At 62.5% G+C, this 21,331-nt stretch carries 18 protein-coding genes; 12 read left to right on the top strand and 6 right to left on the bottom strand.

Going from position 1 to position 21,331, the window contains the following annotated elements; genetic code table 11:
* Window positions 1–655: 655 nt before the first annotated feature.
* The 3 genes from MTX21_RS38250 (at window position 656) to MTX21_RS38260 (ending at window position 3,838) form a co-directional block, all read left to right on the top strand.
* Window positions 656–1,924, top strand: a complete 1,269-nt coding sequence (locus MTX21_RS38250; RefSeq protein WP_280970919.1) for a CoA transferase — start codon at window positions 656–658, stop codon at window positions 1,922–1,924.
* Between the two features lie 111 nt (window positions 1,925–2,035).
* Window positions 2,036–3,265 carry an acyl-CoA dehydrogenase family protein gene (locus MTX21_RS38255; RefSeq protein ID WP_280969595.1) on the top strand — a complete coding sequence of 410 codons (1,230 nt, stop codon included), beginning with the start codon at window positions 2,036–2,038 and terminating at the stop codon, window positions 3,263–3,265.
* A 9-nt stretch (window positions 3,266–3,274) separates the two neighbouring features.
* Window positions 3,275–3,838, top strand: a complete 564-nt coding sequence (locus tag MTX21_RS38260) for a flavin reductase family protein (RefSeq protein ID WP_280969596.1) — start codon at window positions 3,275–3,277, stop codon at window positions 3,836–3,838.
* Window positions 3,839–3,865: 27 nt separating this feature from the next.
* Here the strand turns inward: MTX21_RS38260 and MTX21_RS38265 are convergent, their stop codons facing one another.
* Window positions 3,866–4,774, bottom strand: coding sequence for an NAD(P)-dependent oxidoreductase (locus tag MTX21_RS38265; RefSeq protein ID WP_280969597.1), 909 nt, complete (start codon window positions 4,772–4,774; stop codon window positions 3,866–3,868).
* A 177-nt stretch (window positions 4,775–4,951) separates the two neighbouring features.
* Between MTX21_RS38265 and MTX21_RS38270 the strand changes: the two genes are divergently transcribed.
* From MTX21_RS38270 to MTX21_RS38295, 6 genes are all read left to right on the top strand, one after another.
* On the top strand, window positions 4,952–5,935 hold the full coding sequence (locus MTX21_RS38270; protein WP_280970920.1) for an ABC transporter substrate-binding protein: 984 nt from the start codon (window positions 4,952–4,954) through the stop codon (window positions 5,933–5,935).
* Between the two features lie 77 nt (window positions 5,936–6,012).
* Window positions 6,013–7,707, top strand: coding sequence for a dihydroxy-acid dehydratase (ilvD, locus tag MTX21_RS38275; RefSeq protein ID WP_280969598.1), 1,695 nt, complete (start codon window positions 6,013–6,015; stop codon window positions 7,705–7,707).
* 135 nt (window positions 7,708–7,842) lie between these two features.
* A complete protein-coding gene (locus MTX21_RS38280; RefSeq protein ID WP_280970921.1) occupies window positions 7,843–8,679 on the top strand; it encodes an ABC transporter ATP-binding protein in 837 nt (278 codons plus the stop codon).
* Window positions 8,676–9,461 (top strand): ABC transporter permease, encoded by a 786-nt coding sequence (locus tag MTX21_RS38285; protein WP_280969599.1) that lies wholly within the window; start codon window positions 8,676–8,678, stop codon window positions 9,459–9,461. The genes MTX21_RS38280 and MTX21_RS38285 overlap by 4 nt, the downstream gene beginning before the upstream one ends.
* On the top strand, window positions 9,458–10,225 hold the full coding sequence (locus MTX21_RS38290) for an ABC transporter permease subunit (protein WP_280969600.1): 768 nt from the start codon (window positions 9,458–9,460) through the stop codon (window positions 10,223–10,225). The genes MTX21_RS38285 and MTX21_RS38290 overlap by 4 nt, the downstream gene beginning before the upstream one ends.
* Before the next feature lie 36 nt (window positions 10,226–10,261).
* Window positions 10,262–11,308, top strand: coding sequence for a peptidase M29 (locus MTX21_RS38295; protein ID WP_280969601.1), 1,047 nt, complete (start codon window positions 10,262–10,264; stop codon window positions 11,306–11,308).
* Here the strand turns inward: MTX21_RS38295 and MTX21_RS38300 are convergent.
* The 5 genes from MTX21_RS38300 to MTX21_RS38320 are packed head-to-tail and all read right to left on the bottom strand — an operon-like array spanning window position 11,305 to window position 17,022.
* Window positions 11,305–12,297 (bottom strand): 3-hydroxybutyryl-CoA dehydrogenase, encoded by a 993-nt coding sequence (locus MTX21_RS38300; protein WP_280969602.1) that lies wholly within the window; start codon window positions 12,295–12,297, stop codon window positions 11,305–11,307. The genes MTX21_RS38295 and MTX21_RS38300 overlap by 4 nt on opposite strands.
* A gap of 3 nt (window positions 12,298–12,300) precedes the next feature.
* Window positions 12,301–13,389 (bottom strand): NAD/NADP-dependent octopine/nopaline dehydrogenase family protein, encoded by a 1,089-nt coding sequence (locus tag MTX21_RS38305; protein ID WP_280969603.1) that lies wholly within the window; start codon window positions 13,387–13,389, stop codon window positions 12,301–12,303.
* Window positions 13,386–14,921, bottom strand: coding sequence for a long-chain fatty acid--CoA ligase (locus tag MTX21_RS38310; RefSeq protein WP_280969604.1), 1,536 nt, complete (start codon window positions 14,919–14,921; stop codon window positions 13,386–13,388). The genes MTX21_RS38305 and MTX21_RS38310 overlap by 4 nt, the downstream gene beginning before the upstream one ends.
* A 2-nt stretch (window positions 14,922–14,923) precedes the next feature.
* Window positions 14,924–16,213, bottom strand: a complete 1,290-nt coding sequence (locus MTX21_RS38315) for an acyl-CoA dehydrogenase family protein (protein WP_280969605.1) — start codon at window positions 16,211–16,213, stop codon at window positions 14,924–14,926.
* Entirely contained in the window at window positions 16,210–17,022 is an 813-nt protein-coding gene (locus tag MTX21_RS38320; protein ID WP_280969606.1) for an alpha/beta hydrolase, read from the bottom strand. Before MTX21_RS38320 ends, MTX21_RS38315 begins: the two co-directional genes overlap by 4 nt.
* A gap of 214 nt (window positions 17,023–17,236) precedes the next feature.
* On the opposite strand from MTX21_RS38320, the gene MTX21_RS38325 reads away from it, so the two are divergent.
* From MTX21_RS38325 to MTX21_RS38335, 3 genes are all read left to right on the top strand, one after another.
* Entirely contained in the window at window positions 17,237–17,998 is a 762-nt protein-coding gene (locus MTX21_RS38325) for an SDR family oxidoreductase (protein ID WP_280969607.1), read from the top strand.
* A 43-nt stretch (window positions 17,999–18,041) separates the two neighbouring features.
* Window positions 18,042–18,878, top strand: coding sequence for an enoyl-CoA hydratase family protein (locus MTX21_RS38330; RefSeq protein WP_280969608.1), 837 nt, complete (start codon window positions 18,042–18,044; stop codon window positions 18,876–18,878).
* A 97-nt stretch (window positions 18,879–18,975) separates the two neighbouring features.
* Window positions 18,976–21,327, top strand: coding sequence for a bifunctional salicylyl-CoA 5-hydroxylase/oxidoreductase (locus MTX21_RS38335; RefSeq protein WP_280969609.1), 2,352 nt, complete (start codon window positions 18,976–18,978; stop codon window positions 21,325–21,327).
* Window positions 21,328–21,331: the final 4 nt, after the last annotated feature.

Below are 21,331 nucleotides of genomic sequence, written 5' to 3' on the forward strand. Positions count from 1 at the left end.
CCTCAATGGACCTGCCATGTAGATAATTCGTATCGTCGATACGGACGATGAGGATGTCGCCGAGACTCTGGCCGATCTGCATCGTCTGACATTCTTCGATGAGCCGTCATGCCGCAGTTCGAACTGGGAGCATGGTGGCTTGCATATTGTGGCGATGAAGCGGTTGGTTTTCGCCGGTACCGTGCCATCGACATGTGTGAAACAGCGGGTACTTTTGCCGCGTTGGGGTCTTGCAGCGACACTGGGGGCGAGGGCTTCAGCTCAGGCTGAAGCGATCCCTCGTTTCAGATACAACCGACAACCTCGTCTCAGCTAACAATTTCATTGTGGGCTACCGGCTCTACGAACCCGAGACACCTTGGGCCTGGTCGAATACGCTCTATTGCCGCAAGCCACTAGGATGAGCAGCCAGTTGGCTCTGTTTCCGTGCCGCGGAACACCGCTCCGCGGTTGGCCGGCGCGAACACATCGTTCGCCCCGGCGAGAGCAAGGACGCCTTTCGCAAGTGGCCCGGCAGCTTGACGGCTGCCGGGCCTCCTTTTGCGTTTTGAAACAGAGCGAGCTGAGGCACTTGCGAAGTCGGTGGCGCCGAGCTTTAAGTTGGTCATGCCAGAAAATTCGGCGAGCACAAGCCGATGTAGGGAGCGCGCGGCCCATGTCCACCAAGCCTCAATTACCGGAACGTTCGTCGCGGGCAACGGGAGGCCCCAGTGCGCTGGATGGCCTGCTTGTCGTGGATTTCACGCGGGTGGTTGCCGGCCCGGCCTGCACCCAGACGCTCGGCGACTTCGGCGCGAACGTTATCAAGATAGAGAATCCAGACGGCGGCGACGACACGCGCGCCTATGAACACGCCGAGATCGGGGGTGAAAGTGCGGCCTATCTCAGCCTGAACCGCAACAAGCGTGGTATCGCGCTCGACTTTGGCGTGCCGGAGGCGCTCGAGGTTGCGCGGGCTCTGATCCGCAAGGCGGATGTGGTTGTCGAGAATTTTTCAAGCGGGGTCATGAAGAAATTCGGCCTCGACTATGAGGCGGTCGTGCCGACCAACCCACGACTGGTCTACTGCTCGATCTCGGCCTACGGGCGCAGCGGACCGTTCGCCTCGCGTCCCGGTTTCGATCCCATCACCCAGGCGGAAAGCGGCTTCATGTCGCTCAACGGGTTCGCGGACGGTCCCCCGGTTCGCACCGGGCCGCCCATCGTGGACATGGCGACGGGCATGTCCGCATGCAACGCTATCCTGCTGGCTCTGTTGGCGCGGGACCGGCTTGGCCGCGGGCAGCATGTTGAGGTCGCCTTGTTTGACATCGCCATGGCGATGACGGGCTTCTACGGCATGGCCTATCTGATCAACGGACAGAACCCGGGGCGATTCGGCAACTCGCCGAGCGGATCGCCTACCGTCGGCGTCTATGAGGCGTCCGACGGGCCGCTCTACATGGCCTGTGCCAACGACCGGTTGTATCGCCGGCTGGTCGTCGAGGTGCTGAACCGGCCTGATCTCATCAGCGATGCGCAATTCGCCACGCGCAAGGCGCGGTCCGAGAACAAGGAGCTCCTGCGCGCGGCCATCGCAGAAGTCCTTGCGAGCGATAGTCTCGAGAACTGGATGGCGAAGATGAAGTTAGCGAATATTCCGGTTGGCTACCTCCGCACCGTCGAGGAGGGCTTCAATGCGCCCGAGGCGCGCCAGCGCGATCGCTTAAGCCGGATTCCGCACCGCACGGCAGATTGGGTGCCGAACATCGAGCCGCCGATCACGATGAGTGTGACCGGCGCGGTTGATCCCGTTGCCGCCCCGCTGTTGGGCGAGCATACGGAGAACGTCTTGCGGGAGACGCTTGGCTATGACGAGCGCCGGATCGCGGAGTTGGCCGAGAAGGGCGCTTTTGGGGCGCTCAAGGTCCCGACGTCAGCCTGAACGGAACACCCTGTCTTGATTGCAGGCAGCGGTTTTGCGTGCCGTTAACTTTGCGCCAGCTTGATTTGGCGAGATTGCGGCCGCATAACTGTCTCAAAGCGAGGAACACGAATGGCGCCAGGTCGAGAGCCGCGCACGGGCCAGCCCGGGGGGCCGGACACCGATGAACGCGCCTATGCGACAATGATCGCAAGTGCTCGGGTGCTCCTGCCGCAATTGCGTGAGCGCGCGGCTCGGACGGAGGAGCTGCGGCACCTGCCGCCGGAGACCGAGCGGGGTCTGCACGACGCGGGCCTGTTTCGGATGCTCCAGCCCAAACGCGTTGGTGGCGCCGAGCTCGACTATGTTGCCCTGATCGACTGCGCCGAGCTGCTCGGCCAAGCGGATGCATCCGTTGCCTGGAATCTCGCCAATCTGGCAAGCCACCACTGGATGCTGGGCATGTTCGAGCCCGAGGCGCAGGATGTGGTCTGGAGTAAGGATCCCGATACGCTGATTGCGTCGTCGTTCATCTTTCCCGCTGGCCGCGCCACGAAAGTCGAAGGTGGATATCGGCTGCATGGGAGCTGGCCGTTCTCCTCGGGCGTCGCCTCCTGTGAATGGAACATGCTGGCCAGCATCGTGTCGTCCGATGATGAGGCAGATGGCATCGAATACCGAATCTTTCTGCTTCCCAAGAGCGACTACAAGATCCTCGATACCTGGAACGTCGCCGGGCTGCGCGGCACCGGTTCATGCGATGTAGAGGTTCGGGATGCCTTCGTTCCCGCCTACATGACGGTCGCCGTCGGTGACCTCGCCGGAGGCCCAACGCCGGGGAGCAAGGTCAATGCTAATCCACTCTACACATTGCCGGTGTTCTCGCTGTTTCCTTACGTCCTTTCCGGCGTCGCGCTCGGCAATGCGCAGGCGTGTCTCCACGACTATGTTGAGGTCGTTCGTCATCGCATTTCGACTTACAACCGCGCCAAGCTGAGCGACTTCCAAAGCACGCAAGTCAAGATCGCGGAAGCCTCCGCCAAGATCGACGCCGCGCGTTTGATTATGCGTTCGGCATGCATCGATGCCATGGAGGACGCGCGGCATGGCCGTAGTCCCGGCATGGCCGTCAAAACCAGGTATCGGCGTGACGGCGCCTTCTCAGTCAATCTGTGCACGGACGCAGTCTCGATGCTGTTCGCGGCGAGCGGAGCGCGTGGCTTGTTCACGACGGGCGTGCTGCAGCGACAGTTTCGCGATGCGCACGCGATCAACTCTCACCTCGCGTTCAATTTCGATGCGGCCGGAACCAATTACGGACGTGTGGCGCTCGGCCTGCCGTCCGAAAATCTCACGCTGTGAGGCCGGCCGATGAATGATATACCGAAGCAGCCGGCCAGGCGTGATCCCGCCAACGAATTCGCGAGCGATAACTCGCCGATCGATCCCCGCGATTTTCGCAATGCGCTTGGCACGTATGCAACCGGCGTGACGATCATCACGGCCGCAGCCCCGGACGGCAAGCCGTACGGATTGACGTGCAACTCGTTCGCCTCGGTCTCGCTGAACCCGCCGTTGGTGCTCTGGAGTCTCGTTGTTTATTCATCGAGCCTGACCGTGTTTCAGGACGCCAGCCATTTCACAGCCAACGTGCTCGGTGCTTCGCAACAGGCCCTTGCCAACAAATTCGCCAAGTCCTCCGATGACAAATTCGCCGGTGTCGATTGGACGCCGGGCCTCGGCAATGCTCCAGTCCTGGCGGAAAGCGTCGCCAACTTTCAATGCCGCGCTGTCAATCGCTACTACGGCGGCGATCACGTGATCTTTCTTGGCGCTGTCGAGGCCTACGCCTACAATTCGAAAGAGCCTCTGCTCTTTGCGCGGGGTACTTATGGTCGGTTCATCGCCGATGATGAACGGAAGAAATCGCCATAAGGGCAATTCAAGGGCGCGCTCGTCAGCTCAGCGATTTGCCGCGGACAGCTTGTAGATCTCGAGGGCGTCCGCCTCCGCGCCTCGCGCGGCCCTGGCCAACCTGAAAAGCTGCCCCGCGAGCGTGGCCATCGGCACCGGCGTCGATGTGGCGTGCGCGACGTCGGCGATCGTGTCGAGGTCCTTGAGCATCGTCGCGATGTGGCCGAGGGGTGGCGAGTGAATTCCCTGCACCATCCGCGGCACGAACAACTGAAGTGGAATCGAATCCGCAAAGCCGCCGGCGAGCGCCTCGGGCAGCCGGCTGGCGTCAATTCCGGCATTCACGGCAAGACGTGTCGCCTCGGCAAGAACGGCCATCGCACATCCGACGATCACCTGATTGCAGAGCTTTGTGGTCTGCCCCGCTCCAATCGGGCCCATGTGGGTGAACCTGCGCGCCATCGCCAGCATATAGGGCCGTACCCTCTCGATATCTCCCGCCTCGCCGCCGGCCATGATCGCAAGCGTTCCTTCCTCTGCGCCCTTGGTGCCGCCCGATACCGGCGCGTCGATCAAGCCCGCGCCATTCGCAGCTTTTAGCCGGCTGGCCAGATCGCGTGCGGCATCTGGATGGATCGAGGAGAAGTCGACCACGAGCTTGCCTGCACCGGGGGCCGCTGCAAGACCCTCGGAACCGAAGATGACCTGTTCTACGGCGGCGGCATCGGTCACGCACATGAAGACGATGTCCGTGTTAGCCAAGACGTCGCGGGGCGCTGCCGCGTGCCTGGCACCGGCCTCGATCAGCGGAGCGAGCTTGCCGTGCGAGCGGTTCCAGACGGTGACCTCATAACCGGCATCGAGCAGGCGCCGGGTCATGGGTGTCCCCATCAGCCCAAGGCCGATATAGCCGAGCTTTTCGGCGTTCTGCGGGTTTGCTCTGCTCGATCCAGCCATTGGTTGCTCCTTCTATCGCAGCGCAATGCCGTGCGACCGCTGCTGCCCCCTATATCGCACATCGCAGCGCGAAAGCAGGTCGGCTTGCATGGCTTGCCTGAATGTTTGAACCATGAAACATTTGGAGCGGTCGGGTTGGGTGGCGCCGGTCGGCGCCAGAGCAGCGGAGTGGGCATGATGCGAACCGTTTCGAGGTGGATGCTGGCATTGGGAGCGGCAGCGGCCATTATGGCGGGCGCAAGCCCCTCGCGAGCGCAGCAGACGGTCCGCGTCGGCTGGACGATCCCGGCGGAGGAGGCCAAATACTGGATGATGCGCCGCCCGGCCGAATTTCCCGATATCGGCAAGACCTACAATATTGAATGGACCCAATTCCAGGGCACTGCGCCGATGACTCAGGCGCTCGCGGCCGGCGCGCTGGATTGCGCGACGCAGGCACCGCTGTCGCTCGCCAATGGCGTGGTCGGTGGCAATCTCAAAGCCTACATCGTGGCGCAGCACGTCTTCGAAAAGCCAGGTGGCTTCTCGGTGTACTGGGCGGTCATGGACAACTCGCCGATCAAGACGATTGCCGATCTAAAGGGCAAGACGGTCGGCATTTCCGTGATCGGCGGCGGCACGCAAGGGCCGTTCAATCTGCTCCTGAAGCAGAACGGTGTCGATCCGGCGAAGGACATCAAGCTGGTCGAGGTTGGCTTTGCCGTCTCCGAAGATGCGCTGCGCCAGGGCCGAGTCGAAGCGGTCAACATGAATCAGCCGTTTGCCGCGCGTGCTGAGGCGAAGGGAGGCACCCGAAAGCTATTCTCTCTGTCTCAGGCCATGCCGAACATCGTGCACATTCTGGAAGCCTGCCGCGCCGATTTCGTCGACAGGAATCCGGAAGTAGTGAAGGCCTATGTCCGCGATATCACCTCGGGCATGAAGAAGGCCCTGGCAAATCGCGAAGAGACCTTGAAAGTGGTCTCGGAAGTTCTGAAGGCGCCTATTCCGGTGCTCGAGACCTATCTGCTCAAGGACAATGATTTCGGCCGCGACCCTGGCGCCGCCCCGAACTTTCCCGCCATCCAGAAGATGCTGGATATCTACGCGGAGACGGGAATGCTGCCGAAACTGGATGTCGCGCAGTTCAAGCACTCGACGATCGTCGCGCCGCTGCAATAGGCGATCAGGCTGTTTGTCGATCAGGGAGATCGTGGTGTCCCGGTATATCCGGGACGTCGCATGAAGATGATGCACGTATGAAGAAATTGCGATCACGGGTCACGAGGGACGGTCTTGACCGGGCTCCACATCGTGCGTTCATGCGCGCGATGGGGTTGGACGACGCGGCGCTTGCCAAGCCGATGGTGGGCGTCGTCAGCATGAAGGGCGAGCAGACGCCTTGCAACATGACCCACGACTTTCAGGTGGATGCGGCCAGGGCCGGGATCGAGGAGGCTGGCGGCACCTCGCGCGAATTTTCGACGGTCTCGGTCTCCGACGGTATTAGTATGAATCACGAGGGGATGAAGTTCTCCCTGTTTTCGCGTGAGTTGATTGCCGATTCGATCGAGGCCGTTGTCCACGGCCTCGCCTATGACGCGCTGATCGGATTCGGCGGTTGCGACAAGACGCTTCCCGGCGTGATGATGGGAATGGTCCGTTGCAACGTGCCGTCCATCTTCATCTATGGCGGCAGCGCGCTGCCCGGCCGTCTCGACGGGCGGACCCTGACCGTGCTGGACTCCTATGAGGCCGTCGGCAGCTTCATGACCGGGGAGATCGACGCGGTCACGTTCGAGCGGGTCGAGCGCGCCTGCCTGCCGACTATCGGTGCGTGCGCCGGCCAGTTCACCGCGAACACGATGGGGATGGTATCCGAGACGATGGGCCTCACCATCCCCAATGTCTCGATGGTGCCCGGCGTCTACGCCGAACGCGCCCAGATATCGAGACGCGCCGGCCGGCTGGTGATGGAAATGTTGGAGCGCGGCGGGCCGCTGCCGCGCGATATCGTGACCAGGAAATCCCTGGAGAACGGCGCCGCGATCGTCGCTGCAACCGGTGGCTCAACCAATGCCGCTCTGCACTTGCCGGCGATCGCGAATGAAGCCGGCATTTCGTTCACAATCGATGATGTCGGCGAGGTTTTCGCCCGAACGCCGCTGATCGGAAATCTGCGCCCCGGAGGCAAGTATACAGCAAAGGATGTGTACGACATCGGTGGCGCGGCCGTCGTGATCCGTGAGCTGATTCAAAGCGGGCACATCGATGGGAGTTGCCTGACCGTCACGGGCCACACCCTTGCGGCAGAATATGGCGCGGCCAACGCACCCGATGGAGAGGTCGTCTATCCAACCCGCGCACCGATTATGCCCGATGGCGGCGTGGCGGTGTTGAAGGGGAGCCTCTGTCCTGACGGAGCGGTGATCAAGGTTGCAGGACTGAAAAACCAGTTCTTCGAGGGAGTGGCGCGCGTCTTCGAAGACGAGGAATCCTGCGTCGAGGCAGTTCGCAACCGGAGCTACAAGGCGGGCGAAGTTCTCGTCATACGCAATGAGGGGCCGGTCGGCGGTCCCGGCATGCGCGAAATGCTCGGCGTTACCGCGCTGATCTATGGTCAGGGCATGGGCGAAAAGGTGGCCCTGATCACGGATGGGCGGTTCTCCGGCGCGACCCGCGGCATGTGCATCGGCTACGTGTCTCCGGAAGCTTTTGTAGGCGGCCCGCTGGCGCTTGTTCGCGACGGCGATAGAATCCGAATTGACGCGGCTGGGCGCCGCATGGATTTGCTGGTCGATGAGCATGAACTTGCGGCGCGACGCCGCGATTGGAAACCGCGTCCGCCGCGTCATCGTGCCGGAGCGCTCGCCAAGTATGCGCGGCTGGTTGGCCAGGCGCCAGGTGGTGCCGTCACGCACAAGGGGCCTGCCGAATGGCCCTGGTTCGAATGACTATTGGTGCGTCCTGCGGAAACAGTGATCCGTTTGGCAGGTTTCTTGCTAAGCTTGTGCCGCTGATGGAGCACGTTCGGCAAGTCGGTCGCGCGATATTCGCGCACGAGTGAGGCGAGAGACGAAATGAAGGTGATGCCTTCGAGATCAAGCGAAATGGCGGAGCCCGTAGCGACACGAAAGCCGGCTTCCGCGATCATTGAGATCGACCGCGTCTCGCAAATATTTCAGACGTCAGCGCGCAAGGATCATCTGGCACTCTCGGACATCTCTCTGACGATCGAAGAAGGAGCATTCGTCTCCATTCTCGGTCCATCCGGCTGTGGCAAGTCGACGCTGCTCTACATCGTCGGAGGCTTCGTCAGTCCGACCAGTGGCGCCGCGAAGATGAAGGGAAAGACGATCGCAGGCCCAGGTCCGGATCGCGGACCGGTGTTTCAGGAGTTTGCGCTGTTTCCCTGGAAGACCGTGCTCGGCAATGTGATGTATGGGCCGCGTCAGCAGGGCCTGCGAGCGAGTGAGGCTGAAGCGCAGAGCCGAGGGCTGATCGAAATGGTCGGACTCAAGGGATACGAGAGCTTTTATCCCAAGGAACTGTCGGGTGGCATGAAACAGCGCGTCGCGCTGGCCCGGACGCTGGCCTACCATCCGGAAGTCCTGTTGATGGACGAGCCATTCGGAGCGCTCGACGCTCACACCCGGACGCGCCTGCAGAACGATCTGTTGAATATCTGGGAGCGTGATCGCAAGACTGTGCTGTTCGTAACGCATTCGGTCGACGAAGCCGTCTTTCTGTCAGACAAGGTCGTGATGATGTCAAAATCTCCTGGCCGCATTCGGCAAATCATCGACATCAACCTGCCTAGGCCGCGTCGCCGCAACGAGCTGCTGCTCGATCCGTGCTACCAGAAATATGTGGTCGACATTGAGCGCATGTTCGACGAAAGTGATGAAACCGGATCTTGCTCATGATGCTGCCGACAACCTTGGTCCGGCGTGCTGCTCCGGTGCTTGCCTGCATCGGGTTGCTGGCGATGTGGCAGGTTGCATCCCTCGCGCTGAAGAACGACAGCTTTCCGACTGCGATTGAAGCCATTCGCGCGATTCCCACAATCCTCGGCGACAAGGAAGCTCTGATCAACATCATGGCCTCGCTCCGCCGCATGGCGATCGGGTTTGGCGTGGCGGTGCTTGTCTCGATGCCGCTGGGCCTGATGATGGGCCGCAGCCGAGCGGTTGCGGCTTTCTTCAATCCGCTGCTGATGGTGATCTACCCGGTGCCGAAAGCGGCTCTGATGCCCATCATCATGCTGTGGCTGGGGGTCGGCGACATCACGAAGACACTGGTGATCTTTCTCGGCGTCAGCCTCCCCGTCATCTACCACAGTTTCGAGGGTGCCAAGGCTGTCGAAGAGAAAATGCTGTGGTCAGGAGCGGCGATGGGGCTATCGGGCACCCAACGCTTGGTCCGGATCGTGCTGCCGGCCGCGCTGCCGGAGATCCTGACCGGGTGCCGCACCGGACTTGTCCTGGCGCTGATCACGATGATCACCAGTGAGATGATTGCGCGGCAGTCCGGCGCCGGGAACATCCTCTTCAACGCACTCGACATGGGACAGTACGACACCGTCTTCGCGATGATCATCATCGTGGGAGCCATGGGAATTGGCCTCGATGCGCTGTTCGAGCGCGTCCGGGCGAGGCTCGTACGGTGGTCTGAGCCCCAGTTCGATATGCCCTTGAGCTTCTCATGACGACGCGCCTTTCCCCAACAAATGTCATACTTGGGCTCGCGCCTATCGCGGTGCTGATCGCCGTGTGGCAAGGGCTCGTGTCATCAGGTCTTGCGCCAGCGACCTTGCTGCCGCCACCGGGATACGTCTTCGGTCGACTGCTTCAGCAGTTCGTGACGGCAACATTTCAGCAGGAGATCGCGGCGACCTTGGTCCGGCTGTTCGCCGGCTTTGCAATCGCAGTCGTGCTCGGCGTCAGCATCGGCATCGCGGCCGCCGCCAGTCCCGCAATCAATGCCGCGGTTCGGCCGATCGTGCGTGTTTTGGCGCCACTGCCCAAGGTCGCGCTTTATCCCGCGCTTCTGCTCCTGCTCGGTTTTGGTCACGGATCGAAGGTCACCCTGGTGACCGCGGATGCATTGTTCCCCATTTTGCTGTCCACCTATTATGGCGCGTCGACCGTGGAGCAAAAGCTGATCTGGTCGGCTATGGCAGCGGGAACGCCGCGCTATGAGATCCTCCTCAAGGTGGTACTGCCAGCGGCGATGCCGTCGATCCTGACCGGCTGCCGGATCGGTCTTGTCATTTCCTGCATCGTGGTATTTCTGGCCGAGATGATCACGTCGACGGATGGGCTGGGCCATGTTCTTGTCACGGCAGCCCGAACATTCCAGGCCGTCGATATGTTCGTGCCGCTGATAACGATCTCGCTGCTGGGTTTGATTCTGAATGGCTTGCTGGGAGCCGTGCGATCGTACCTCTTGCGGGGTTTCCCCGAAGCGTGATCTGACCAAACAAAGACAGACTACCGGGAGTGAACCATGCTGGCTGATCGCATCGAGGCAAAATGGATCGACGCATTTTGCGAGATCTTCGAGCGATGCGCCGTCAAGGCCGGCGATACTGCCGCCATCCTGTCAGAAACTCAGTCACGCGCCTTGAACGTGCATCTGGCCGAGCTCGCCTTGCTGCGTATGGGTGCGCGGCCGTTCCATGTGGTTCTGCCGACCCAGCGTAACCGCCATGTCGTGCCGGTGCGCTCGACCGGGGCCAGCGAGGCGATCCAGCGGCTGACGCCAGTCGTCAGCGCACTCCAGCAGGCCGGCTTTGTCGTGGATTGCACCATCGAGGGCCTGATGCACGCCGTGGAGACGCCGGAGATCCTCAAGGCTGGCGCGCGGATTCTGGTGATCTCCAACGAGCATCCTGAGGCGCTGGAGCGGATGGTGCCGGATCCCGCGCTGGAAAAGCACGTTCGGGCGGCAGCCAAGATGCTGCGTGGGACCAAACGCATGCGGGTCACGTCGAAGGCCGGCACGGCGCTCGACGTCGACATGGTGGGTGCTTCGACGGTCGGCGTGTGGGGTTGGACCGACAAACCCGGCACGCTGGCGCACTGGCCGGGCGGAATTGTCGTCAGCTTTCCCAGGAGCGGCACGATCAATGGCACGCTGGTGATGGCGCCGGGCGACATCAATCTGACCTTCAAGCGCTACCTGACGTCGCCGGTGACGATGATGCTCAAGGACGACTATATCGTCGAGCTGGAAGGCGAGGGCACGGATGCCGCGATGATGCGCGCCTATCTGGCCGCCTGGGGCGACCGCGAAGCCTATGCGGTCTCGCATGTCGGCTTCGGTATGAATCCGGGCGCGCGCTATGAAGCGCTGTCGATGTACGACCAGCGCGACACCAACGGCACCGAGCTTCGCGCCGTGTCCGGTAATTTCCTGTTCTCGACCGGCGCGAATGAATTCGCCGGCCGCTATACGGCGGGCCATTTCGATCTGCCGATGATGGGAACCACCATCGAGCTCGATGGCGTCGCGGTGGTGCGGGAGGGCGTGCTCCAGGACGTCTTCGGCTAGCTGCGATCGAGTACCGGCGGGCGGGCCAGGCCGAAGTGCCGAAGCAGGTCGACCATGGCCTTGAGCCGTTCGGTGCGATAGGCATCGACGTCGAGGCCGGAATAATCGAGGAAGCCGGCACCTGTGCGCAGGCCGATCCGGCCCTCGCGCATATTGTTTGAAATCACGTCCGGCGCGCGATAGCGGTCGCTGCGGAGTGCGCCTTCGAGGTAGCGACTTGCGTAGTAGAGAATGTCGCCGCCGCCCCAGTCGATAAATTCGAGCAACCCGAGCACCGCATAGCGGAAGCCAAAGCCGTAGCGGATCGCCTTGTCGATCTCCTCCGCGCTGGCGACGCCTTCCTCGACCATGCGCGCGGCTTCATTCATCGCAAGCGCCTGGATGCGCGGGACGATGAAACCGGGTGTTGGCGCACAGACGACGGGGACCTTGCCGATCCCTTCGAGCAGTCTCTTGACCTCGTCGACGATGGCAGGGTCGGTCGCCGCGCCGGGCGAAACCTCGACCAGAGGGATCAGATAGGCCGGATTGAGCCAATGCACATTGAGGAAGCGTCGGGGATTCTCGATCGCGCTGGACAGATCATCGACGAGGATCGTGGACGTCGTCGACGCAATGATCGTGTCGGGGCTGACCTGTCGTGAGGCTGATGCCAGTACTTCGCGTTTGAGCTCGACAACTTCGGGAACGCCCTCGAAGACTATGCCGGCATCGGACAGGACTGCACGGCTCTGACCGGCTGGCACCACCGAAACCCGCTCGACCAGTACGTTCGCATCCGTCCCGGCGATCAGCTCCAGACCTGCGAGATTGGCGAAAGTCTTTCTGACCTCGCCGAGTGCGTCGGTCTTCAGTCTGGCGAAGTCCTCCGCGGAACGATCCTTCACGTCGATCATCGCGACCGTGTGCCCCGCGTAGGCGAACGCGACGGCGATGCCGCGTCCCATGCGGCCGGCCCCGAGACAGGCGATGTTGGCGCGGATTGTCATCGGTCAGAATCCCCTACGAAGAAGCTCTTGCAATTGGGCTTTGCTCAGACTGCCGAGGCCCAAGGCTTCGAGAGTACGGCCGCCCTTCGCAAAATCTTCGCCACAAATCGAGCCTCCCATCGCGAGAAAGGCTTGAGCAAGCGGCGTGGCCACACCTGCCAATTCCGCGACGGAAACCAATAGCGAAAGGCCGAGCCGCAGATCCTCGCGCATGTAGCGATGGTCGGTCAGCACGATCCGTTCGCGCCAGTCGCCGGAATCGGTCAGGCGGTCATGCGAGCCGCGGCCATACATCCAGATCTCGCCTTCCTTGGCGTAGTGATGCGCAAGCGGGAAATGCGGGGCGCTATATCCGAGCGCTTCCCGCACCGCAATTCGCTCTGCATCGAGAGCATCGGTGACCCGCCGGATCGAGCCTTGCGTGCCTTCCTTGTGGATGTCCCAACGGTCGAAATGCTCGATCGGACCTGCATTCATTACGATCAGCGGCGGATGGATGATGGGGCCTGCATTCATCAGCGCGCCGGAGAGCGCATCTCCGCACCCCTCGATCACACTAGGAAAGGCTCGGCCAATCACCTGGAGCGCATGTGGCGCCTGATCGAGCGGAAACACGCCGACCGGCAGCCGCTTGGCGCGGATCGTGATCGCGACCTCGAAGGGCCCGTGTTTGCGGGTCAACCAGGGCAGTGTGCCGGTCTCGGCAAAGCTCACCCTAGCGCGGTTGCCGGCATCTCGTGCGGCCTGGGCGAAGATCATCGAGCCGAATGTGGCCGGCGGCAAAAACACGACCTGGTCGTCTTCCAGGTGCGGAGCGAGCAGACGGGCGATGTCCGGCTGCGCGAAGGCGGGGGCAGGGCACAGGACCAGTTCGGCGCCGCCGACGACCTTGGCGATGTCGGTCGTCACCAGCGCAAGTTTGACGTCGTGGCGGCCGTTGTGGTCCTGCACCAGGATGCGGGACCCGGTGGCGCGGTGTGCTGCGACTTGATCCGCGTCGCGACGCCAGAGCCGCACTTCATGACCCGATAGCGCAAAGTCGCCTGCGGCTGCGAAAGAGCCATTGCCGCCGCCCAGCACCGCAATTTTCAAGATGCTTCTCCTTGCGCGCGCGACTGCGCATCAAGCTGCTTCAGCAGGAAATGCTGGACCTTGCCCAGAGCTGTGCGCGGCAGGTCCGGGACGAAAATAATATCGCGCGGAACCTTGTAGCGGGCGAGTTGCGCCTGAACGTGCGCTCTCAATTCGTCCGCCTCGAGCCGACAGCCGGCTCGTCGGATCACATAGGCAACCGGCACCTCGTCCCAGCGCCGGTCCGGCCGGCCGATCACGGCACATTCGCTGACGTCGGGATGCTCCAGCAAGACCCGTTCGACCTCGGCTGGATAGACGTTCTCGCCGCCGGAAATGATCATATTCTTCTTGCGGTCGCGGACCCAGAGATAGCCCTCCGCGTCGCTCAGACCGATATCGCCAGTGCGATACCAGCCCCCGTGCAACGCCTCCCGGGTGGCGTCCGCGTTTCCCCAATATTCGAAGAACACGTTGGGACCGCGCACCGCGATTTCACCCGGTGTGCCCGGCGGCACCTCGGCACCCGCCTGATCGATCACCCTGGCTTCGCAGCAAAGGCCTGCAAGACCGGTCGATCCCGTGCGCGAAAGATCGCCGCCAAGCCGCGTGTAGACCGCAATGGGGCAGGTTTCTGTCGAACCGTAGACCTGAAGCACGGGAACGCCACGTGCAACGAACCGATCGATCAGATGGGGCGGCACGATAGTCGATCCGGTCGCGACGGCCTTCAGTGACGACAGTTCGGTCGCGGCCCAAGCGGGATGATCGCTCACCGCCTGAATGATCGCCGGGACCATTACCGTCAGCGTCGGCCGATCGTGCGCGATGGCAGCGAGTGCCGTATCCGGCGTGAAACGCGCATGGATCGTGACGGTTGCGCCCAGATGAAGCGCGGGCGTGGTCTGGATGTTGAGCCCGCCGACGTGGAAGAAAGGCAGCACGGTCAGCACGTGATCGTCTGACGTCATGTTGTGCATGTGCTGGCTCATGACGCCGTTCCAGAACAGCGCCTCCTGGCGCAGCACGGCGCCCTTTGGCCGTCCCGTCGTCCCCGACGTGTACACGATGAGCAGGGGGCAGGAGAGATCGGTATGCGAGTTGCGTCCGCTGCCGTCGCAGGATGCCAACAGATTTTCGAATGTTTCCCCACGGGGCGGCACGAAGTCGAATCCGATGACGGCCATTCCCGGCGAAGCGTGCTCAAGTTCGGGAATAACGCCGTCAAAAGCCTGCTCGAGCACCAGAACCTTGGCGCCAGCATCGCCGAGAATAAAGAGCTGCTCGGCGACGGCCAGTCGCCAGTTCAATGGCACCAGCATCGCGCCGAGCCGTGCACAGGCGTAGAGCAGAACGAGATAGTCGGGCCGGTTCAGGCTCAGGATCGCGACGCGGTCGCCTCGACCGACGCCGAGCTCCCTCTTCAATGCGTTGGCGGTGCGGTCGATACGCGCGGCGAACGCCGCATAGCTCAGCCTCTCCCCTTCGAAGGCGATGGCGGTCTTGTCTGGCGCAAATGCCGCGTTGCGTTCGATCAGACTAAAGAGGTCCACCGTCAATCGTCCGTTTCGCCGGTCTCGTACAGCGCCTCGCGGCCGATACGGTCGAGGCAGAGCTCGGCTGTCCAGGGCAGCATCAGTGAACCACAGCGGCTGTCGCGATAGATGCGCTCCAGCGGCAGCGATCGGAGCATGGCCTGGCCGCCGCAGGTGCGGATCGCGAGGGCTGCGAGCTCATTGGCGCCCTCCATCACTGAATATTGCGCCGCATAGGCGCGCAATACCTGTTCTTTGCTCGGATTGGCACGGGCCTCCGTGACCGCCTGGAACCAAACGGCCTTGATCTGCTCGAGCTTGATCTGCATCTGTGCGACGGCGATCTGCTTGGTCGGATACATCCTGCGCTTCACCGGTGGCATGCCCGGCACTTCGCCGCGCAGATAGCGCACCGTGAAATCATAGGCCGCCTGCGCGAGGCCCATATAGGTCGGAGACAAGGTCAGGAACATGTGCGGCCAGCGCATCGCGGCCTGAAAGTAGACGCCGCGCGGCATCAGGGCTGCGTCTTCCGGCACGAATACGTCCTTGAACAGGAGCGTCCGTGAGACGGTTCCGCGCATGCCGAGCGGATCCCAGTCACCCACGACGGAAACGCCCTGCGATTTCGCGGGGACGGCAAGGTAAAGGGTGTTGCGGCGCGAAGCTTTCTCGCCTTCCTCGATTTCGGTGCAGAGCACGCCGTAATAGTCGGCATGGCCGGAGAGCGACGCAAAGATCTTCTTGCCGTTGATGATCCAGCCGCCGCTAACCGGCCTCGCTTCCGTACCAAAGGCAACGCCGCCTGCGGCCGCAGCGCCGCCCTCGGAGAAGGGCTGCGAGTAGATCGCGCCGTCCTCGACGATGCGCTTGTAGTGGATGGCGCGCCGGCGCTCATGCTCCGCGCGAGTCGCTGCGTCCATGTCGAGATCGTCGGCGAGCGGGCCCGACCATAGGGTCGAGCAGACATGCATGTTCCAGGTGAGTGCGGTTGCGCCGCAATAGCGGCCGATCTCGGCCGCGGCTAAGGCATAGGTCTGGTAATTCGCGCCAAGTCCGCCATGCTTCTTGGGAATGGCGATGCCGAGCAGGCCGGCGCGATGCAGGTCGCGATAGTTCTCGGTCGGGAACGTAGCCTCGCGATCATAGGCGGCGGCGCGACCCGCGAACACGGTCTGCCCGATGTCGCGTGCCCGCGCGATGATACGGGCCTGCTCGTCGCTCAAGCGGAATGCGGCAGGATCGAAGATCGGCGCATCCAGCGCGACCTTGTCGGTCGTGCCAATGGTCTTGCTGACTTGCATGGTCATTGTGCAGTCACCTGTGGTGTGGTCACGACAGACTCTAGGAACCCTCCAAGAGCTTTATCGAATGCATCGGGGCGCTCGAGATTGGCGAGATGGCCGACGCCGGCCAACTCGACGTATTCGGCCGCCGGAATGTAGGTCGCCATTTTTGCCATCATAGGCGCCGGCGCGTTGTTGTCCTTGGAGCCTGACAGCAGCAGCGTCGGTACGGAAACATCCTTAAGCGTGCTGCGCTGATCGAAGCCGATCAAGGCCAGCATCATGGCGCGATAGCTCGCCTCCGGCACGCTCGCCATGCACTCCCGTGCGAGCTCCATCCCTTTCGGGTCCGGCTCGTCGCCCACAAGCTCTCGCACCAGCGAGGGCGCCAACGACCTCATCGTCTCACCGCGATCGAGCGGCCCGAGCCGCGCTGCGATGAACGATGTCTGCCAATCGCCATCGGCCTTGCCGAAGGCAGGGCTGGTCTGCGCAAGTACGACGGCGCGCGGCAGTCGAGGCGACTGGGCCAGCAATTTCTGCACGATCATGCCGCCGATCGAATGCCCGACGAGAACAGGATTTGTCGCATCGATCTGTGCGATGAACTGCTCGAGAGCCTCCGCCAGGGCAGCGATGCTGACGCTGGTAAGCGGCGCCGATCCGCCATAGCCCGGCATGTCCCATGCGATGGCACGGACGCGGTCGCCGAATGTCGTAAGTTGATGGCGCCACGCCCGGGCCGCGCCACCAATGCCGTGTAGGAATATCAGGGGTATCGCACCGGCATCACCCGCAGCTTCATAGGCGAAGCGTCCGTCTTTCGTTATCATCGGCGTGGGCTGCGGCACGCGACATCCTTTTGCTTGGCATGGCGATGCTAACAGGCCTGTCGGGGATGGAAAGAGATAATTTTATACTTAAAGCAATTTTCGGGCCGGGCGGATTGGAGCCGTGTGTCAGCCGCGCCGGCGAGCATCGTTCGTTGCAAAAACTTGAAGTTTAAAATATATCGGGACGTCGTCTTTAGCTGCCGGGAGCCAGCGCATGTCCGGATTGCCGCATTCGTCGCACGCGCTAGTCACCGGTGGCGGTCGCGGCATTGGTCGCGCCATTGCAGCGACGCTTGCTGGCGCCGGCGCGACGGTGACTGTGCTTGGGAGGAATGCGGCGACTCTCGACGAGGCTATCAGCGCAGGGGCTGCTCATTTTGCAGCCGTGGCCGACGTCTCGGATGAAGCTGCGCTAAAAGTCGCAATCGCCGAGGCGAGCGCACGACAGCCAATCGATATTTTGATCGCCAACGCCGGCAGCGCGGAGTCGGCGCCGTTCTCGAAATCGGATAGCGCCCTTTTTGCGCGCATGATGGATGTCAATTTCATGGGCGTGGTTCATGCCATTAGGGGCGTCTTGCCCGGAATGAAGGACCGTCCCTATGGCCGCATCATCGCCATTGCATCGACGGCGGGGCTCAAGGGATATGCCTATGTCAGCGCATACAGTGCCGCCAAACACGCCGTGATCGGACTTGTCCGTTCGCTCGCTCTTGAGATGGCTGCCAGCAACGTGACGGTGAATGCAGTGTGTCCCGGCTTCACCGACACTGATCTTGTTGCCGGCAGCATAGAGAACATCATGAAGAAGACGGGCCGAAGCCGCGAGCAGGCCGTCGCCGAGCTCGCGCGCCACAACCCGCAGGGGCGGCTGATAACGCCTCAGGAGGTGGCTGACGCCGTGCTCTGGTTGTGCGGCGAGGGCGCCGGCGCGATTACCGGGCAGGCAATTGCCGTGGCTGGCGGTGAGATCTAGCCTGCCCGGCATGGGCGCGGAACAAGGAATGTAAGGAGATCGCATGAGCAGACCAGCCAACCCGGTGACCGTGCCGCTTGCGGACTATTCGCCGCAGCACTTCCTGCTGGCCGCGGTCGATGGTGTTGCGACCGTGACGCTCAATCGTCCCGAGCGGAAAAATCCGCTCACCTTCGAAAGCTATCGGGAACTCACCGATTTCTTCCGCGCGTGCGCACTCGACGACGCGGTCAAAGCCATCGTCGTCACCGGTGCTGGCGGCAATTTCTCGTCCGGCGGCGACGTGTTCGAAATCATCGGGCCGCTGGTGAAGATGGACACCAAGGGGCTGACCGCCTTTACGCGGATGACCGGTGATCTCGTCAAGGCGATGCGAGCTTGCCCGCAGCCGATCGTCGCCGCGGTCGAGGGCATCTGCGCTGGTGCCGGCGCGATCATTGCCATGGCGTCGGACATGCGCCTCGCGGCAACCGGCGCCAAGGTGGCGTTCCTGTTCAACAAGGTTGGCCTTGCCGGCTGCGACATGGGCGCCTGTGCGATCCTGCCGCGGATCATCGGGCAGTCCCGCGCTTCCGAACTGCTCTACACGGGCCGGTTCATGACCGCGGAGGAGGGCGAGCGCTGGGGTTTTTTCAGCCGCATTGTCACGCCGGAGCAGGTGCTGCCGCAGGCGCAGGTGCTGGCAAAGCAGATCGCGGAAGGGCCGACTTTCGGCAACACCATGACCAAGCGGATGCTGGCCATGGAATGGGCGATGTCGGTGGAGGAGGCGATCGAGGCGGAAGCCGTGGCGCAGGCCCTATGCATGACGACGGCCGATTTCGAGCGCGCCTTTGAGGCCTTTGCCAACAAGGTCAAACCGGTCTTCAAAGGCGACTGAGGCGGTGGCTCCCGCCACTAACCTGTCAACGGGGACTTGCGAGAAATTATTTTAGGGTTAAAATAATTTCATTGCCGGATAGATTGGCGAGGCTCCCATGAAAGTCGCGATCATCGGTGGCGGACCTGCGGGTCTCTACGCTGCAATCCTCCTCAAGAAGCAGCGCCCGAGCGCCGACATCACCGTATATGAGCGCAATCGCTCCGGCGACACCTTTGGCTTCGGGGTGGTGTTCTCGGATGCCACGCTCGACAATTTCGAGAAGCATGATCTTCCGAGCTATCGCCGCATCACTCAGGAATTCGCCTACTGGGACGACATCGCCGTGCATTTCCGCGGCACGGTGCACCGGGTGGGCGGCAACGGCTTCTGCGGCTGTTCGCGACGCAAGCTGCTCCTGATCCTCCAGGAGAGGGCGCACGAGCTCGGCGTCAACCTGCGTTTCGAAGTCGATATCGACGACGAGTCCCGCTTCGCCGACGCCGATCTGATTCTGCTGGCCGATGGCATCAACAGCCGCTTCCGCGAAAAATACGTCGATCACTTCCAGCCGGAGATCGACGTTCGCGCCAACATGTTCGCCTGGATGGGCTCGACCAAGCCGCTCGACGCCTTCACCTTCATTTTCCAGGAGACCGAGTGGGGGCCTTTCATCGCCCACGCCTATCAGTATGAAGCCGGTCGTTCGACCTGGATCTTCGAAACCGATCCGAAGACGTTCGAGCGAGCCGGCTTGAAGGGACTGAACGAGACCCAGTCCGCCGCGCGAATGGCCGAGATCTTCGGCTGGTTCCTCGATGGTCACCAACTGCTTACCAACCGCTCGATGTGGCGCAATTTCCCCATGATCCGCAGCAAGCGCTGGGTCAGGGACAACATGGTGCTGCTCGGCGACGCAAAAGCGAGTGCGCATTTTTCGATCGGGTCAGGCACCAAGCTTGCTATGGAAGACGCGATCGCGCTTGCCGAGGCGATGCAGGCCGCGCCCGACATCAAGGCCGCGCTCGAGCATTATGAGCGCGGCCGCCGCGAGGAGGTGGAGAAGACGCAGCACGCCGCCGACGTCTCGCTGGTCTGGTTCGAGCATGTCGACCGCTTCTGGGACTTCGATCCTGTGCAGTTTGCCTTCGGCGTGATGACGCGCTCGAAGGCGATCACCTATGACAATCTCAAGCTTCGCGCGCCCGATTTCGTCGCCGAGGTCGACAGGTCGTTTGCCAAGCGGGTTCGCGGCAGCGGCTTCGATGTCGATACCGACAAACCGCTGGTGCCGCTGTTCCAGCCCTTCCGCTTGCGCGAGATGGAGGTGGCCAATCGCGCCGTGATGTCGCCGATGTGCATGTATTCGGCGAAAGAGGGCGTTCCGACCGATTTCCATCTGGTGCACTACGGATCTCGCGCGATCGGAGGGGCCGGCCTGATCTTCACGGAGATGATCTGCGTCAGCCGCAATGCCCGGATCACGCCCGGCTGCGCAGGCCTGTGGAACGACGAGCAGGAGGCGGCCTGGCGGCGCATCGTGGATTTCGTGCACGCCAATTCGGCCGCGAAGATCTGCCTGCAACTCGGACATGCCGGTCGCAAGGGAGCGACCAAGCTGATGTGGGACGGCATGGATCGGCCTCTGGAGGAGGGCGGCTGGGAGGTGTTCTCGGCATCGCCGCTGCCTTATTTCCCCGATAGTCAGGTGCCACGTGAACTCGATCGTGCCGGAATGGATGCTGTGAGAGATGCTTTCGTCACGGCCGCCGAACGCGGCGAGCGCTGCGGCTTCGACATGCTCGAATTGCACTGCGCCCACGGCTATCTGCTTGCGAGCTTCGTCTCGCCGCTGACTAACACCCGCACGGACGAATATGGCGGCTCGCTCGCCAACCGTCTGCGCTTCCCGCTTGAGGTTTTCGAGGCGCTGCGGGCCGTATGGCCGTCACACAAGCCGATGTCGGTGCGTATTTCCGCAACCGATTGGGCCGAGGGCGGCATCAACGGCGACGATGCCGTCGCGATCGCGCGCGCGTTTGGCGAGGCCGGCGTCGACCTCATTGACGTCTCGACCGGGCAGACCGTGCGCGACGCGCAGCCGATCTACGGGCGCATGTTCCAGACGCCGTTTTCCGACCAGGTCCGCAACGAGGCGCGCGTGGCCACCATGTGCGTCGGCAACATCACGACCGCGGATCAGGCCAACACCATTTTGGCCGCCGGCCGCGCGGACCTCGTGGCGCTCGGCCGGCCGCATCTGGTCGACCCCTTCTTCACCATGAAGGCGGCGGCCTGGTATGGGGCGGACGGGGCGTTCTGCCCACCGCAATATCTGCCCGGCAAGGACCAGATATTCCGCAACAGCGTGCGCGACCGGCAGGATCTCGAGGAGCTGAGAATTAAGGCTAAGCCCAAGACCCGGGCCGAGCTCAAAGCGGAGGCGACAAAGCCGCTTGCGGCGGAGTGACCCC

Source organism: Bradyrhizobium sp. ISRA430 (assembly GCF_029909975.1).
Lineage (GTDB): Bacteria > Pseudomonadota > Alphaproteobacteria > Rhizobiales > Xanthobacteraceae > Bradyrhizobium.